Genomic DNA, 15,393 nt, shown 5'->3' with positions numbered 1-15,393 from the left:
GTGGTCTCCTCGGGTCAGGCGGGATCGCGTTCGAGGGGGCAGGTCATGCAGCGCGGGCCGCCGCGGCCGCGGCCGAGCTCGCCGCCCGGCACGGTGACGACCTCGATGCCGTGCTTGCGCAGCATGGTGTTGGTGGCGATGTTGCGGTCGTAGCCGACCACCACGCCCGGGGCGACGGCGAGGTAGTTGTTCCCGTCGTCCCACTGCTCCCGCTCGGCGGCGCGCACGTCCTCGTCGGTGCGGAGCACGGTGATCTCGGGGACGCCGAGCACACCCGCGAGCGTGGTCCACAGGCTGTCGTTGCCCCGGACGTCGAGCTCGCCCGGCCGGCCGCCGGGCCGCACGGTCCACGACCGCAGGTGCGGGTCGAAGTAGGGGTAGAGCACGAAGGTGGACTCGTCGACCATCGTCATCAGCGTGTCCAGGTGCATCATGGCGTGCGACCGGGGCAGCTCGACGGCGACCACGGTGTGCGCCTGGCCGCTGCCGAACAGGGCGCGGGCCAGCGCCTCGACACCCGTGGCCGAGGTGCGCTCGCCCATGCCGACGAGCACCGCGCCGTTGCCGACGACGTGCACGTCACCACCCTCCACCGTGGCCGGGAAGTGCGCGACGTCGTCCTGGCCGGAGTAGACCGGGAAACCGGCCTCGGCGAACAGCGGGTGGTAGCGGTAGATCGCCTGCGCGTGCAGCGTTTCCCGCCGCCGGGCCGGTTTCGCCATCGAGTTGACGGACACTCCACCGTAGATCCAGCACGAGTTGTCCCGGGGGAACAGGTGGTTGGGCAGCGGGCGGAGCACGAAGTCGTCGGGCTGCAGCGTGTTCCAGTGCAGGCTGCCCGAGCGGACGTGCGGCAGGTCGGCCTTGAGCACCCCGCCGATGAGCAGGGCCGCCAGCTCGCCGCCGCTCATGCCCTCGAAGAGCCCGCGCAGCTCGTCCACCAGTGCCGCGCCGAGCATGTCCGGCGTGCACACCCGGTCCAGCACGAACGCGCGCCCGCCGGGCAGGTCGAGGGTCTCGGCGAGCAGGCGCTCGAAGTAGTGGACCTGGACCCCCTTCTCGCGCAGGGCCTCGGCGAACACGTCGTGCTCCTCCTTGGCCTTCTTCGCCCACATCACGTCGTCGAACAGCAGCTCGCCGATGTTGCGCGGGGTGAGCCGGGCCAGCTCGCCGCCGGGGCGGTGCACGACCACTTGGCGCAGCTTGCCCACTTCGGAGGCGACTCCGAACGTCATCTCGTCGTCCTTTCCGGGTCAGGCGGCGTCGTGCCGGATCGACGGGGTGGTCTCGGTGCGGCGGACCGCCTGGCGCTGCCGCCGCCCGGCGAGGACCGCGTAGCCGACGACGCCGATGAGCACCATCGCGAGGGCCTGGTAGACCGCGGCGTAGCCGGCGGCGAAGGTCACCCACAGCGAAAACAGGACGGCGACACCGGCGATGAGCAGGTCGCGCACCAGCAGCAGCGGCCGGACGCGGCGCCGTCCCACGAGGTGGGCCAGCTGGGCGCAGGCCGAGAAGAAGTACGGGATCGCGACCGTGACCACCGAGAGGTTGACCAGGAACGTGAACACCGTCAGGCCGGAACCGGCGGTGTAGCGCCACAGCATCAGCAGCGAGGGCAGCAGCGCGGCGACGACGATGCCGAACCACGCGGTGTCCTTGCGGTCGGTCCACGCGAACGCCCGGGGGAACAGCCCGTCGGTCGCGGCCGCGCGCGACACCTCCGTGGTGACCAGGGTCCACCCGTTGAGCGCGCCGATGCCGGACACGACGGCGAGCGCGGCGATGAGCTTGCCCGCCCAGCCCATCCCGGGGAAGATCGTTTCCACGGCCGGGACGAACGGGGTGCCGGTGGCCACGAGCGCGTCGTGCGGGACCAGGCCCATGACGGCGGCCGACACCACGATGTAGAGCAGCGCGCTGGCGGCCGTGCCCAGCACCGACGCCCGGCCCACGTTGCGGCCCGGTTCCCGCACCCGCTTCGCCGTCACGGCCGCGACCTCGACACCGATGAACGCGAACAACGCGACACCCGCGGCCAGTCCGATCGCGCTGTAGAGGCTGCCGCCGGAGGCGTTGAACGGGCCGAAGTTGGCCTTCGACACGAAGAACCAGCCGGCCACGGCGACGAACAGCAGCGGCACGAACTTCAGCACCACCGTGAGGTTTTCGAACCAGGCCATCTGCCGGACGCCGGCCAGGTTGACCGCGGCCGGGATCCACAGACCCAGCATCGCGATGCCCCAGCTGACCCACCACGAGGGATCGGTGATGCCGAACAGGGATTCCACGTACAGGACCCAGGACGACACGATCGCGGCGTTGCCGGCCCAGGCCGAGATCCAGTAGCACCAGCCGGTGAGGTAGCCGGCGAAGTCGCCGAACTCGTGGCGGGCATAGGCGTACAACCCGCCGTCGGCGTTGGGCACCCGCCGCGTCAGCTGTCCGAAGAGGACCGCGAGCACGGTGGCGCCCGCCGCGACCACGGCGAGCACGAGCAGGGAGCTGGTCCCGGCGCCGGCGAGCACCGCGGGCATGGTGAACACGCCGGTGCCGATGATGCTGCCGACGACGAGTCCGGTCGCCGACGTCAGCCCCAGCGAGCGGGCTTTCAGCTCGAGCCGCGCCGGACGCGCGGGTTGTGACGTGCTCGGTGGTCTGGACATGGCGGCCCTTACGTCGTGGGTTCCGGTCGCCGTCGAGTTCAGCGGAAGTTGATCGCGTTCGGCGAGGGACCAATGGGCACTGGCCGGGGACCAAGGTCACCGGTGCCGTCCGCCGGTCGCCGGGAACCGGTGGGCGAGAGCACAAGGTCCCGCCGCGCGGTGACCACGGTCGGGACGGTCGGCCCTTCGATCACCGCCGCAGCCGGGCCACCCTCGCCGGTACTGGAGGACTTGCCGACGAAGGAGCCCCGATGAGTTTCGCGACGAAGGTGCGGTGGATCGTCCGCCCCGGCCGCAATCCGCTGGCCCGCGCAACGGACCGGACCGAACGCCGCCTGCTGCTGGTGCTGCTCGGTGTCGTGCTGCTGGCCGCGCTGCCGGCGGGCCTGCTGGGCGCGCGGACCTACACCCAGGAACGCGAGCAGATGCGGATCGAGCAGGCCACGCGCCACCCGGCTACCGCGACGCTGCTGGCGGACGCCCCGCCGCGGACCGCGGGCCCGAACGGCTCGGCCGGCCGGCCGGCGCGGGTCGAGGCGACCTGGCAGGGAGCCGACGGCCGGGCCGTCACCGGTCAGGTCACGGCCGACCGGGGCGCGGAGGCGGGCGACGCGGTGACCGTGTGGCTCGACCGCGACGGTGCAGTCGTCACCGAGCCGATCACCCCTAGCGTGGTGATCACGAACGCGATCACTGTCGGTTTCGCGGGCTGGTCCGGCGTGATCCTGTTGTGCGGCGTCGGTTTCTGGCTCGTGCGGATCCGCCTGGACCGGCGCCGCGCGGCGGACTGGGACGAGGACTGGCGCCGCTTCGACACGCGGAGCACCCGGCCGTGAACCAGGCCCGGGGCGAGCGGGGCCGCTCGCCCCGGGCCCGTCGTGCGGCCGGGAACCGGTGTCCGTCACGGCAACAGGACGGCGGCTCCGGTGACCCGGTCGGCGGCGAGGTCGTTCAGCGCCCGCTCGGCGTCGCCGAGTGGGTAGGCGCTCGTCGTGACCCGCAGGTGGTGGTCGGCGGCGAAGGCGAGGAAGTCGTGCGCGTCCTGGCGCGTGTTCGCGGTGACGCTGCGCAGCTGACGTTCCTGGAACAGGTGCGCCTGGTAGTGCAGCGGGGGGATGTCGGTCAGGTGGATCCCGGCCAGCGCGAGGGTGCCGCCACGGTCCAGCGCCGTGAGCGCGGGCGGCACGAGTTCCCCGGCCGGGGCGAACAGGATCGCGGCGTCGAGGGGTTCGGGCGGGGCGTCCGCGGCGCCGGTGGCCGACGCCGCGCCGAGTTCCAGCGCGAGCTGCCGGGCCCGGGCGCTGCGGGTCATGACGTGCACTGTGGCTCTCTGCGCGAGCGCGACCTGGGCGGCCAGGTGCGCGCTGGCGCCGAAGCCGTAGATGCCGAGGCGGCCGCCGGCGGGCAGGTTCGCGCGGCGCAGCGCCCGGAACCCGATGATCCCCGCGCACAGCAAAGGGGCGAGCTCCTGGTCGGAGTAGCCCGCGGGCAGCCGGTGCGCGTAGGCGGCCGGGACCGTCGTGTATCCGGCGTAACCGCCGTCGGCGTCCCAGCCCGTGTAGGTCGAGCGGGGACACAGGTTCTCGTCGCCGCGCAGGCAGTACCGGCACGCACCGCACGTGCCCCGGGGCCACGCGACGCCCACTCGGTCCCCGGGTGCGAATCCGCGCACGTCCGGACCGAGCGCCGCGACCTCGCCGACGACCTCGTGCCCGGGCACGACCCCGGGCCGGTGCACTGGCAGGTCGCCTTCGAGCACGTGTGAGTCGGTGCGGCAGACCCCGCACGCTCGCACCCGCACGAGTAGTTCGCCGGTGCCGGCGGTGGGCGCCGGTTCCTCGCGTGCTTCGAACTTCCGCGACCCGGGCGGACCGGGCTCGATCACTCGCCACGTCAGCATGGGGCCGGCTTTCCCAGGCGCGCGCGGGCGGGAAAGAGCCGAAGTGCCCCGTGGCCGGGGCCCGTCTGCCCTGCCCGCCGCGGCACCGGCCGGTGAGGATCGAAGCATGGTCGAATCGATCGAACCCGCGGTTCTCGCCGCCGTGGACGGCTCACCGGCGGCGCTCAACGCCGTGCGATGGGCAGCGCGCGAGGCGTCACTGCGGCATCTGCCGCTCCGGCTCGTGCACGTGTGCACCCTGCCTCCGGCGCCCTCGACGGCGCCCGGGGGCGGCGGGCTGGTGGAGTCCCGGCTCGAACAGGGGCACCGCTGGCTCGGCGAGGCCCACGGCCAGGCGCGGGCGGCCGAACCCGGCATCGAGATCCACACGCGGCTGCGCACCGGCGCGGCCGCGGCCGCCCTGATCGAGGAGGCGGCGACCGCCCGCCTCGCGGTGCTGGGTTCCCGCGGTCTCGGTGGCTTCCCCGGGTTGCTGCTCGGTTCGGTCTCGTCCGCGCTCGCCGCCCACGGGCCCTGTCCCGTCGTCGTGGTGCGGGACGCGCTGCCGCCGGAGCGCGGCCCGATTGTGGTGGGCGTGGACGCCTCCACGTCGAGCGACGCGGCGATCGCCTTCGCCTTCGACACCGCGGGCAGGCGGCAGGCGCCGCTGGTCGCCCTGCACACCTGGACCGACATGAGCCTCGGCGAAACCTGGTCGGTGCTGCCGATCGACGTGGAGTACGACGAGGTCGCCGAGGACGAGCGCCGCCTGCTGGCCGAGCGGCTCGCCGGGTGGCGGGAGAAGTACCCGGACGTGCCGCTGGCGCTGCGCACCGTCCGGGACCGCCCGGTGCGGGGACTGCTCGCCGCGGCCCGGGGTGCCCAACTGGTCGTGGTCGGCTCGCGCGGGCGGCACGCCTTCGACGGCATGGGGCTCGGCTCCACCAGCCAGGCCCTGCTCCACCACTGCCCGTGCCCGGTCGCCGTGGTCAGCTGAGAACTTCCGGAGGAATGACAATGCACTGGTCCCAGGTCGAGGTCGGGGCGCTCGCGCGAGCCGCGAGCTGCGCCCCCTCGGTCCACAACTCGCAGCCGTGGGTGTTGGAGGTCCCGAACGGGGTGTTGCGGCTGTACGAACGGTTCGACGTGTCGTTGCCGCGGCACGACCCCACCGGCCGCGACCGGGTGCTCTCCTGCGGCGCGGCGCTGGCCAACCTGGATCTCGCGGTGCGGGTCCTTGGCTGGCGCCCGGAGGTGGAGCTGCTGCCGTCGCCGGTGCGGCCGGACCTGGTCGCCGAGATCCGCGCCGCCGAGCGCGGAGAGGCCAAGCCCGACGAGCTGAACCGCTATTCGGCGATCTTCCAGCGCAGCAGTTACCGCTCGCCGTTCGCGCTGCACCACGTCCCGCCGCGGGTCCTGCGGCTGCTCGGCGACACGGCGGCGGGGCCAGGCACCGAGGCGCGTCTCGTCCAGTCCCGGACCGAGGCGGCGCCGCTGGCCGAGCTGCTGGCCCACGCCGGGCAGCTGCTCCGCGCCGACCGGGCCTACCAGCGGGAACTGACCGCCTGGACCGCCCAGCTGCGGGAACCGCCGTCGCCGGAGACCACGCTGCCCTGGTCGGGTCTGGTGCGCGCCGACACGCACCTACCCGACACGGTGACGCTGACCGAGCGGGTCGCGGCGGAGTCTCTGCTGATCGTGCTCACCGCGGACGACACGCGGCGCGACCAGTTGCACGCGGGCGCCGCGCTGGAGCGGGCCTGGCTCGCCGCCATCACCGAGGGGCTGGTGGGCTCCGTCCTGACCCAGCCGCTGCACCTGCCCGAGGTGCGCGCCGGGCTCATCGAGAAGCTCGACCTCCCCGGGTACCCGCAGGCGATCCTCCGGGTCGGCTACCCGGTCACGGCCACCCCGGGCCGGGTGCTGGCGCCGACCGGGGTGGGGAAACGGGGATGAGCACCGCCGCGCCCGGGCGGCGCCGGAGCGCGGCTCGCCGCGGGTTGGGTGACCGGTTGGACCTCGGGCTGTTCGCGCTCCCGGTGGGCCATGTCCGGTACGGCGGCCGGACGGGGGAACGCGGATGAGCACCACCGCGCCCGGGCGCCACCGGCGCGCGGCGCGCCGCGGCGTGGGCCAGCGGCTGGTCCTTCGGCTGCTGGATTCCGTGCTCGCCCCGCTGCTCGGCCGGTTGTGCGTGTTGCGGTACCGCTCGCGGCGCGGCGACCTGGTCGAGTTCCCGGTGGCCCACGTCCGGGACGGCGACCGGCTGCTGGTCGTCGCCGGGCGGGCCGCCGGCAAGACGTGGTGGCGGCACTTCCGCACCATCTCCCCGGTCGAGGTGCGGCTGCCGGGCGGGTGGTCGGCCGGTGCGGGCCGGGTGCTGCACGGCGCCGAGCGCGAGGCGGCGGTGGCGGTGTACCAGCTCCGCGGGCCGCGGGTGCCCGCGGACGCGCCGCTGGTCGCCATCGACCTGCCCCCAGTGAAACCCTTGCGCGGCAGGGCGCTGGCGTGGAGCTGGTTCTGGATCGTCACCCTGGCCGAGTTCGCCGGGTTCGCGGTGCCCGCCGGCGTCGGCGCGCTCACCGCCGGGTCGGCGCCCGCGGCCGCCGTGCCCGCCCTGCTGGCCGCCGGGCGGTCGAAGGGGCCGCGCTCGGGTGCGGGCAGGCGCTCGTGCTGCGGCACGCGCTGCCGGCCCTGCGGACGCGGCGCTGGATCGCGGCGACCTCGGCCGGCGCGGTCCTCGCCTACCTGGCCGGCACGGTCCCGGCCGCGGCGGAGGTCCACCGCTGGCCGCCGGTGCAGGCGGCGACGGCCGGGGTGGTGCTCGGGCTGGTCGTACTCGCGTCACTCGGGACGGCCCAGTGGCCGCTCCTGCGCCCGCACCTGTCCCGGGCGTGGCGGTGGATCCCGGTCACCGCTGCGGCCTGGCTGGCCGGGCTGGGTGTGTTCCTCGCCGTCACAATGCCGCTGTGGCACGAGGGGCAAGCCCTGGCCGTCACAGTGCTGATCGGCGTCGGCGGCGGGCTGCTCATGGCCGCCACCACCTCCGCCGTCACCGGGTTCGCGCTGGCCCGTCTCCTGGCGTCCGACGGCTGAGGACAGGGCACAAAGTCCTCACCGGCGGCGACCTCAGCCCCGCCACGACGGGCCCTCCGCCCGTCGTGGCGGGCCGCCGTCCGCCAATAGCGTTCCCGGCATGGACAACGCGATCAGCTCGCACGAACCGACCCCCGAAGAACGCCACCGCGCCGCGCGCGCCGTGGCGGGCCAGGCGAAGGACGCCGACGAGCTCCGCGAGCTGCTCGCGATGCTCGGGCTGTCGCCGGCCGAAGGCCGCGCGCCGGTCCCGCGACCGCGCCGGCAGCCGGCGAACCGGACCCTGACCATCCCGGAACTCACCGAGCTCTTCCAGCACGCCACCGCTTCGGCGTAACCCGGATCCGAAAGGAACAACCATGTCCCACTCCCCGAACCCGGTCGTCGTCGGGGTCGACGGCTCCGAAGCGTCGCTCGGCGCGGTCCGGTGGGCCGCCACCGAGGCACGGTGCCGCAACGTGCCCCTGAAACTGGTGCACGCCCTGGACGAAGCCTCGCTCGGCTACCCCCAGCCGATGCCGGTGCACGTGGACCTGGCCGGCCTCGCGCGTCAGCGGGGCCACCGGATCCTGCACGCCGCGAGCGACGCCGCCCGCAGCGCCGAGTCCGATGTGGACATCCAGCGGAGCCTGCGCAAGGAGCAGGTCGGCGCGGCGCTGCTGGACGAGTCCCGCTCGGCCGCGGTGCTCGTGCTGGGCACCCCGCCCGTGCGGTTCCTCGGCCGCTTCCTGGCCGGGTCGGTCACGATCGCGCTGGCCGCCAACGCCCGCTGCCCGGTCGCCGTGGTCCGGCCGCACGTGGCGGACGACGAGCCGCCCGCCGAGGGGCCGGTCGTGGTCGGGATCGACGCCTCGCCCACCAGCGACGAGGCGATCGCGGCCGCGTTCGACGCGGCTTCCCGTCGCGGTGCCGCGCTCGTCGCGGTCCACGCGTGGGACGACTCCTACCTGGGCGCCCTCTTCGAGGAGACGCGCTGGACGCTGGATCGGCCGGCGATCGAGGAGCGCGAGCGCGAGCTGCTGGCCCAGCGGCTGGCGGGCTGGCAGGAGAAGTACCCCGACGTCGCCGTCGAGCGGATCGTGGTACGCGGCAGCGCGGCCGACCGGCTGCTCGACCACGCCGAGGGCGCCCAGCTGATCGTCGTGGGCAGCCGCGGCCGCGGCGGGTTCGCCGGCATGGTGCTCGGGTCCACGAGCCAGTCGCTGATCACCTTCGCGCTGTGCCCGTTGCTGATCGTCCGCCAGGCGTGAGGCGGGTGCGCGGACCGGTCGTGGGCGACCTGATGACGCATCCGGTGGTGTCCGTGGTGCCCGCGATGCCGTTCAAGAACCTGGTCCGGCTGCTGGACCAGTACCAGATCGGGGCGGTGCCGGTGGTCGACGGCCACGACCGCCGGGTCGGCGTGGTCTCGGAGTCGGACCTGCTGGCCAAGGAGGACCTGCGCGGCGCGGACCGGCCGCCGTCGGCGTTCGCGCCGGGACGACGGTGGCGCTGGTGGGGCAAGTCGCGCGCGATGACCGCGGAAACCGCGATGACGCGGCGGGTCCGGGTGATCGGGCAGGACGAGCCGGTCGCCGTCGCGGCGCGCCGGCTGGCGCGCGAACACCTGAGGCGGCTCTACGTCGTCGACGGCGACGGCAAGCTCGTCGGCGTGCTCGCCCGGCGGGACGTGCTCCGGCTGTTCTTGCGGCCGGACGCCGAAATCGCCCGCAACGTCGAGCAGGAGGTGCTGCGGCGCTGCCTGTGGGCGGCCCCGGAACAGGCGCGCGCCGAAGTCGTGGACGGCGTGGTGACGCTCACCGGCACCGTCGACCGGCGCAGTGAAGCCGACCGGGCGGCGCGGCTGACCGAGGCGATCCCCGGAGTGGTCGCCGTGGTCAACGAACTCAATTCCACTGTGGATGACCGGATTCCGGGTTAGGAGAGGAACGACATGACGAACACGGCAGGGGTGACCGTTGTCGGGGTGGACTGGTCGGAGGCCTCCACCGCGGCGGTGCGCTGGGCCGCGGCCGATGCGGCGCGGCACCACGACCGGCTGCACCTCGTGCACGGGTTCTCGCCGTTCACCGGCCGCTACGGAATCGCGATGCCCGCCCTGCGGGCGTTGCACGACGATCTGGTGGACAACGCGAAGGACTTCCTGGCCGCCGCCGTCCGCGTCGCCCGCGGCGCCGGCGGGGAGGAGCTGGTGGTCACCACGGCGATGCCGGAGGAGCACCCGGCCGAGGCGCTGATCACGGCGTCCCGCGGCGCCAGGGCGCTCGTGCTGGGCGCGTCCGGCGACGGCGTGCTCGCCGGGACCAAGGCCGTGCAGGTCGTTTCGCACGCGCACTGCCCGGTCGTGGTGGTGCGCGGGCAGGCCGCCCCGGCGGCGGGACCGGTCGTGGTCGGTGTCGACGGCAGTCCGTTCAGCGAGCGGGCGCTGGGGGCGGCCTTCGAGGAGGCCTGCTGGCGCGGGGCGCCGCTGGTGGCGGTGCACGCGTGGAGCGACGACGACCTCCTGGGCGGTCTCGGGGCCTTCCCGATGGTCGTCGACTGGGACGCGGTGCGGCAGGACGAGGAGCTCGTCCTCGCCGAGCGGCTGGCGGGCTGGCAGGAGCGCTACCCCGACGTCAAGGTGGACCGCGTCGTGGTGCGCGACCGGCCGCGGCACCAGCTGATCGACTGGAGCAGGCAGGCGCAGCTGGTCGTCGTCGGCAGCCGCGGGCGCGGCGGCTTTTCCGGGCTGCTGCTGGGATCGACCAGCCAGGCGCTGATCCACCGCGCAGAGTGCCCGGTGATGGTGGTCCGCCCCGACGGGGAACCGCGATGACGGCAGGACAGGACGTGGCGGCGGTGCTGGCCGACGGTGAGGTGGTCGAGATCCGCCCGCTGCGGCCCGCCGACGCCCCCGCGGCGCTCGCGCTGCACGAGGGCCTCGACGAACGCGACAGCTACTTCCGGTTCTTCGGGCTGCCCGGCCGCCTGGACGAACTGGTCGCGCGGATGTGCGCCGAACCCGGGCCGCGGCGGGCCGCGGTGGGCGCGTTCCGGCACGGCGAGCTGCTCGGCGTCGCGCACTACGAGGTCTCCGCCGAACCCACCGAGGCCGAGCTCGCGCTCGCGGTCGGTTCCGCGGCGAAGGCGCACGGCGTCGGCACCCTGCTGCTGGAACACCTCGTGGCGCTGGCCCGCGGGCAGGGAATCCGGCGGTTCACCGGCCAGGTGCTGGCGGAGAACTCCCGCATGCTTCGGGTCTTCGCCGACCTCGGCCTGCCCTACCGCGTCAGCGCGGCCGGATCGGAGTGCGACTTCAGCATCGGCCTGGACGAGGACGAGGCCTTCCGCAGCCGGCTGGCCGAGCGGGAGCGCATCGCGGACGTCGCGAGTTTGCGGCACGTGCTGCAGCCGCGGTCGGTCGCGGTGATCGGCGCGGGCCGGGACCCGGCCTCGGTCGGGCACGCCGTGCTGGTCAACCTAGCCGAGGGCGGCTACTCCGGTCGCTTGTCGGCGGTCAACCCGCACGCCCGCGACATCGCCGGCGTACCGTGCGCGAGTTCAGTCGCCGACCTGCCCGAAACCCCCGAGCTGGCGGTCGTGTGCGTGCCCGCGTCCGCGGTGCCCGGGGTCGTCGAGGAGTGCGGGCGCCGCGGCACCCGTGCGGCCGTCATCATTTCGGCCGGGCTGACCGGCACCGGCCTCGGCGCCCGCACCGTCCGCGCCGCCCGCACGCACGGGGTCCGGCTGGTCGGGCCCAACTGCGTCGGCGTGGCCAACACCGAGGACGGGATCCGCCTGAACGCCACCTTCGCGCCGGGGCGCATGCCGTCCGGCCGGGTGGGTGTCGTGACGCAGTCCGGCGGCTTCGGCATCGCGGTCGTGGAGGCGTTGCGGCGGCTGGGACTCGGCGTGTCGACGATGGTGTCCACCGGCGACAAGTACGACGTCAGCGGCAACGACCTGCTGCGCTGGTGGCGCGAGGACCCGCGCACCGACCTCGCCGTGCTGTACCTGGAGTCGTTCGGCAACCCGCGCAAGTTCGCTCGCATCGCCCGCGACCTGGCCCGGGTCAAACCCGTGCTGGCCGTGCGGACCGGGCAGACCGAGACCGCGCGGCGCGCGGCCGCCTCGCACACCGCGGCGACCGCGACGCCTGCCGTCACCCGGGACGCGCTGCACGAGCAGGCCGGCGTGATCGCGGTGGACAGCGTGACCGAACTGCTGGAGGCGGTCGCGGCGTTGTCGTGGCAGCCGCTGCCCGCGGGGCGGCGGGTCGCGGTGCTGAGCAACGCCGGCGGTGCGGGTGTCCTCGCGGCCGACGCGTGCGCCCGGCACGGTCTGAAACTGCCGGACCTGAGCCCGGGCACGGTGTCGCGGCTGCGGGAACTGCTGCCCGCCCAGGCGTCCGTGCGCAATCCGGTGGACACCACCGCGGCCGTGACGGCGGAGGTGTTCGGCGCCTGCCTGGACGCGGTGCTGGCCGACGACGGGATCGACGCCGTCGTCGTGGCCGGCGTCGCGACCGCGGTCGGCGACCCGCTCACCGGAGTGGCTACGAGGCACGCGGGGGACAAGCCCGTGCTCGTCGTGCGCCCCGGGCAGCTGCCGTTCGTGGAACCCCTGCTCACCGCGGACGGGCTCGTGCCGTCCTACGCGGACGCCCTCGGCGCGGCCGGCGCTCTGGGCAGCCTCGCCCGCTACGCCGCCTGGCGCGCCGAGCCGGACGAAGCGCCACCGCGACTGTCCGATGTGGACACCGCCGCGGCCCGCCGCATCGTGGCAGGCGCGACCGGCTGGCTCGACCCGCTGGACGCCACGCGGCTGCTGCGCTGCTTCGGGATCCCGGTCGTCGCCACCCGGTTCGCCACCGATGCCGACGAGGCGGTGGACGCCCTGCGCGAGCTGGGCGGACCGGTCGCCGTGAAGGCCTGCGCAACGGGCCTGGTGCACAAGAGCAGCGGCGGCGGGGTCGCGCTGGACGTCCGCGGGGAGAACCAGCTGCGCGAAATCGTGCACCGCTGGCGCGACCGGTTCGGCGATCAGTGGCGCGGTGTCGTGGTGCAGCCGATGGTCGCCCACGCCCGCGAGGTCCTGGCTGGGATCGCCGGGGACGACGTGTTCGGGCCGCTCGTGGTGTTCGGGCTCGGCGGGGTGGACACCGACCTGGTGGCCGACCGCGCCGCACGGCTGGCGCCGCTGACGTCGCGCGACGCCGATTTGCTGCTGTCCGGCCTGCGGTCCTCGCCACACCTGTTCGGCCCAGGCGGCTTCGACCGGGCCGCGCTGCGGGACGTGCTGGTGCGGCTGAGCCGTCTCGCCGAGGTGCTGCCGGAGGTCGCCGAGCTCGACCTGAACCCGGTGGTCGCGCACGACGGCGGATGCCTGGTGCTGGACGCGCGGGTCCGGCTCGCCCCGCACACCCCGGCCGAGCCGTTCCTGCGGCGCCTGCGGATCTGAGGTGCGCGGCGCGCTGCCCGGCCTCGCCGGGTACCGCCGGGCCTGGCTCCGCGGCGACGTGCTGGCCGGGGTGACCGTGGCCGCCTACCTGATCCCGCAGGTCATGGCCTACGCGCGGATCGCCGGGCTGCCGCCGGTGGCTGGGTTGTGGGCCGCGATCGGCCCGCTGGCGGTGTACGTCGTCGTGGGCGGTTCGCGCCGCCTGTCCGTGGGTCCGGAGTCGACCACGGCGCTGATGACCGCGGTGGCGCTGGCTCCGCTGGCCGCCGGGGATCCGGGCCGGTACGCGGCTCTGGCGGCCGTCCTCGCGCTGATCGTCGGCGGGATCTGTCTGCTCGGCGGTCTGGTGCGGCTGGGGATGTTCGCCGACCTGCTGTCCAAACCCGTGCTCGTCGGCTACCTGGCCGGCATCGCGGTGATCATGGTCGTGAGCCAGCTGAGCACGCTCACCGGCGTCCCGGTGTCCGGCGACGGTCTGGTCGCGGAGGTGACGTCCTGGTTCGGCGCGCTGGACCGCGTGCACTGGCCCACGGTGGCGGTGTCGGCGGCGGTGCTGGCGTTCCTGCTGGTGGTGGCGCGCCTGCTGCCGCGGGCGCCCGGCCCGCTGCTGGCGATGCTGCTCGCCACCGGCGTGGTCGCCCTCACCGGCGGGCAGGACGCGGGTGTCCGGGTGGTCGGCGACGTGCCGTCCGGGCTGCCCGTGCCCGGGCTGCCGAACGTGGCCGCGGCCGATCTGCCGTCGCTGCTGCTGCCCGCGGCCGGGATCGCGCTGGTCGGGTTCTCCGACATGGTGCTCACCGCACGCGCGTTCGGCAGCAGGCACGGCGAACGCGTCGACGCCGACCGGGAACTGCGCGCGCTGGGGCTGGTGAACCTGGCGGCCGGGTTCCTGCGCGGGCTGCCGGTCAGCTGCAGCGGCAGCCGGACGGCGATCGCCGACGCGCTGGGCGCCCGCAGCCAGCTCTACTCCGTGGTGACGCTGGTGACCGTGGTGCTGGCCATGTTCGTGGCCGGGCCGGTGCTGGCCGCGTTCCCCGCCGCCGCGCTGGGCGCCGTCGTGGTGTACGCCGCGCTGCGGCTGATCGACGTGGCCGAGTTCCGCCGCATCGCGGCTTTCCGGCGCAGCGAGGCGGTGCTGGCGGTCGCGACGCTGGCCGGGGTCCTCGTGCTCGGCGTGCTCTACGGCATCCTGGTCGCGATCGGGCTGTCGCTGCTGGACCTGCTGCGCAAGGTCGCGCGGCCGCACGTGGCGGTGCTCGGGTACGCGCCGGGGGTGCCCGGCATGCACGACATCGGCGACTACCCGGGCTCGCGGGTGGTGCCCGGGCTGCTCGTGTACCGCTACGACGCGCCGCTGTTCTTCGCCAACGCCGAGGATTTCCGGCGCCGGGCGCTGGACTCGCTGGACGGCGCCGCGCCGGAGTGGTTCCTGCTCAACGCCGAGGCCAATGTGGACATCGACAGCACCGCGCTGGAGACCCTGACCGGCCTGCGGCGCGAGCTCGCGAGCCGGGGGATCGTGTTCGCGATGGCCCGGGTGAAGCAGGAACTGCACGACGAGCTGAGCGCCGCCGGGTTCACCGCGGAGCTGGGGGAGGACCGGATCTTCCCGACGCTGCCCGCGGCGGTCGCCGCCTACGTCGGCTGGTACACCGCCCGCCACGGGCGGCCGCCGGACGGCGTGCGCGTGCCGGTGGTACCGCCCGATCCGCTGACGCCCTGACGGCCAGCGGCAACGGCCGGATACCGCCGCAGGGCCCTCACGACGGGGACCATCGGCCCTTCACCACCTCGCGCCGCCGGACCAGGCTGGGACACAAGGAAAACGACCGGCGAGAGGACGGCGTCATGGCCGCGATCGTGGTGGGAGTGGACGGCTCCGCGGGCAGTGCCGCCGCGTTGCGGTGGGCGGCGGGCGAAGCCGCGCGGACCGGCCGGGAAGTGGTGGCGGTCCACGCCTGGAGCTACCCGGGTGGCGGGGCGACGGCCGAGGCCGTGTTCACCGCGCACCGGCGCGCCCTCGGCGAGATGGTGGATCGCGCGCACCGCGAACAGCCGGAGGCGAAGATCCGGCCGGAGGTCACCGAGGGCGAGCCGGCGGAGGTGCTGCTGTCCGCCGCGGCGGACGCGGCCATGCTCGTGCTCGGCAGCCACGGCTACGGGCGGATCATGCGCGCGCTGGTCGGGTCCGTCGGCGCGCAGTGCCTGCGCCGGGCGCACTGCCCGGTGGTGATCGTGCCCGCCGCGCGCGCGGCCCGGCACCCACTGGCCGAAGTGGACTACCAGCCCGGCCCGATGGTCTGAGCGCGTGCT

Annotated in this window: 14 protein-coding genes; 11 read left to right on the top strand and 3 right to left on the bottom strand. The window is 74.7% G+C overall.

Annotated features, from left to right (window positions below):
* Positions 1 to 14 precede the first annotated feature (14 nt).
* Positions 15 to 1,235: an arginine deiminase gene (locus AMY39116_RS0331835; RefSeq protein ID WP_020421653.1), complete on the bottom strand. Its 1,221-nt coding sequence runs from the start codon at positions 1,233 to 1,235 to the stop codon at positions 15 to 17.
* Between the two features lie 18 nt (positions 1,236 to 1,253).
* Positions 1,254 to 2,666: an amino acid permease gene (locus AMY39116_RS43970; RefSeq protein WP_020421652.1), complete on the bottom strand. Its 1,413-nt coding sequence runs from the start codon at positions 2,664 to 2,666 to the stop codon at positions 1,254 to 1,256.
* Positions 2,667 to 2,917: 251 nt separating this feature from the next.
* Here AMY39116_RS43970 and AMY39116_RS0331825 point away from each other — a divergent pair, with 251 nt between their 5' ends.
* On the top strand, positions 2,918 to 3,502 hold the full coding sequence (locus AMY39116_RS0331825) for a hypothetical protein (RefSeq protein ID WP_020421651.1): 585 nt from the start codon (positions 2,918 to 2,920) through the stop codon (positions 3,500 to 3,502).
* A 65-nt stretch (positions 3,503 to 3,567) separates the two neighbouring features.
* Here AMY39116_RS0331825 and AMY39116_RS0331820 read toward each other — a convergent pair whose 3' ends face one another.
* The gene (locus tag AMY39116_RS0331820; RefSeq protein ID WP_020421650.1) at positions 3,568 to 4,566 is read right to left on the bottom strand and encodes a zinc-binding alcohol dehydrogenase family protein; all 999 of its coding nucleotides are present in this window, start codon (positions 4,564 to 4,566) and stop codon (positions 3,568 to 3,570) included.
* A gap of 106 nt (positions 4,567 to 4,672) precedes the next feature.
* Here AMY39116_RS0331820 and AMY39116_RS0331815 point away from each other — a divergent pair, with 106 nt between their 5' ends.
* The 10 genes from AMY39116_RS0331815 to AMY39116_RS0331770 all read left to right on the top strand — a co-directional run bounded on the left by AMY39116_RS0331815 (position 4,673) and on the right by AMY39116_RS0331770 (position 15,384).
* Entirely contained in the window at positions 4,673 to 5,542 is an 870-nt protein-coding gene (locus AMY39116_RS0331815; RefSeq protein ID WP_020421649.1) for a universal stress protein, read from the top strand.
* Positions 5,543 to 5,562: 20 nt separating this feature from the next.
* Positions 5,563 to 6,501, top strand: coding sequence for a hypothetical protein (locus AMY39116_RS0331810; protein ID WP_020421648.1), 939 nt, complete (start codon positions 5,563 to 5,565; stop codon positions 6,499 to 6,501).
* Positions 6,502 to 7,215: 714 nt separating this feature from the next.
* Positions 7,216 to 7,641 carry a hypothetical protein gene (locus AMY39116_RS44880; RefSeq protein WP_020421647.1) on the top strand — a complete coding sequence of 142 codons (426 nt, stop codon included), beginning with the start codon at positions 7,216 to 7,218 and terminating at the stop codon, positions 7,639 to 7,641.
* 100 nt (positions 7,642 to 7,741) lie between these two features.
* Complete coding sequence (locus tag AMY39116_RS43960; protein WP_020421646.1) at positions 7,742 to 7,978, top strand: hypothetical protein; 237 nt, start codon at positions 7,742 to 7,744, stop codon at positions 7,976 to 7,978.
* 22 nt (positions 7,979 to 8,000) lie between these two features.
* A complete protein-coding gene (locus AMY39116_RS0331795) occupies positions 8,001 to 8,891 on the top strand; it encodes a universal stress protein (RefSeq protein WP_020421645.1) in 891 nt (296 codons plus the stop codon).
* Positions 8,892 to 8,896: 5 nt separating this feature from the next.
* A complete protein-coding gene (locus tag AMY39116_RS0331790) occupies positions 8,897 to 9,562 on the top strand; it encodes a CBS domain-containing protein (RefSeq protein ID WP_020421644.1) in 666 nt (221 codons plus the stop codon).
* A gap of 12 nt (positions 9,563 to 9,574) precedes the next feature.
* Entirely contained in the window at positions 9,575 to 10,456 is an 882-nt protein-coding gene (locus AMY39116_RS0331785) for a universal stress protein (protein ID WP_020421643.1), read from the top strand.
* Positions 10,453 to 13,080 (top strand): bifunctional GNAT family N-acetyltransferase/acetate--CoA ligase family protein, encoded by a 2,628-nt coding sequence (locus AMY39116_RS0331780; protein WP_027936392.1) that lies wholly within the window; start codon positions 10,453 to 10,455, stop codon positions 13,078 to 13,080. Before AMY39116_RS0331785 ends, AMY39116_RS0331780 begins: the two co-directional genes overlap by 4 nt.
* A gap of 1 nt (position 13,081) precedes the next feature.
* Positions 13,082 to 14,803: a SulP family inorganic anion transporter gene (locus tag AMY39116_RS0331775; RefSeq protein WP_020421641.1), complete on the top strand. Its 1,722-nt coding sequence runs from the start codon at positions 13,082 to 13,084 to the stop codon at positions 14,801 to 14,803.
* A 125-nt stretch (positions 14,804 to 14,928) separates the two neighbouring features.
* Entirely contained in the window at positions 14,929 to 15,384 is a 456-nt protein-coding gene (locus AMY39116_RS0331770) for a universal stress protein (RefSeq protein ID WP_020421640.1), read from the top strand.
* Positions 15,385 to 15,393: the final 9 nt, after the last annotated feature.

It is taken from the genome of Amycolatopsis sp. ATCC 39116, assembly GCF_000231075.2.
GTDB lineage: Bacteria > Actinomycetota > Actinomycetes > Mycobacteriales > Pseudonocardiaceae > Amycolatopsis_E > Amycolatopsis_E tucumanensis.
Note: the sequence above shows the minus strand (reverse complement) of the source record. Positions and strands in the feature narration are given on the sequence as shown.

Bases quoted from the DNA above. Each gene is read 5' to 3' on its own strand.
- AMY39116_RS0331785 (WP_020421643.1), top strand. From the start codon at position 9,575: ATGACGAACACGGCAGGGGTGACCGTTGTCGGGGTGGACTGGTCGGAG.
- AMY39116_RS0331795 (WP_020421645.1), top strand. From the start codon at position 8,001: ATGTCCCACTCCCCGAACCCGGTCGTCGTCGGGGTCGACGGCTCCGAA.
- AMY39116_RS0331810 (WP_020421648.1), top strand. From the start codon at position 5,563: ATGCACTGGTCCCAGGTCGAGGTCGGGGCGCTCGCGCGAGCCGCGAGC.
- AMY39116_RS0331815 (WP_020421649.1), top strand. From the start codon at position 4,673: ATGGTCGAATCGATCGAACCCGCGGTTCTCGCCGCCGTGGACGGCTCA.
- AMY39116_RS43970 (WP_020421652.1), bottom strand. From the start codon at position 2,666: ATGTCCAGACCACCGAGCACGTCACAACCCGCGCGTCCGGCGCGGCTC.
- AMY39116_RS0331770 (WP_020421640.1), top strand. From the start codon at position 14,929: ATGGCCGCGATCGTGGTGGGAGTGGACGGCTCCGCGGGCAGTGCCGCC.
- AMY39116_RS0331835 (WP_020421653.1), bottom strand. From the start codon at position 1,235: ATGACGTTCGGAGTCGCCTCCGAAGTGGGCAAGCTGCGCCAAGTGGTC.
- AMY39116_RS0331820 (WP_020421650.1), bottom strand. From the start codon at position 4,566: ATGCTGACGTGGCGAGTGATCGAGCCCGGTCCGCCCGGGTCGCGGAAG.
- AMY39116_RS0331780 (WP_027936392.1), top strand. From the start codon at position 10,453: ATGACGGCAGGACAGGACGTGGCGGCGGTGCTGGCCGACGGTGAGGTG.
- AMY39116_RS43960 (WP_020421646.1), top strand. From the start codon at position 7,742: ATGGACAACGCGATCAGCTCGCACGAACCGACCCCCGAAGAACGCCAC.
- AMY39116_RS0331825 (WP_020421651.1), top strand. From the start codon at position 2,918: ATGAGTTTCGCGACGAAGGTGCGGTGGATCGTCCGCCCCGGCCGCAAT.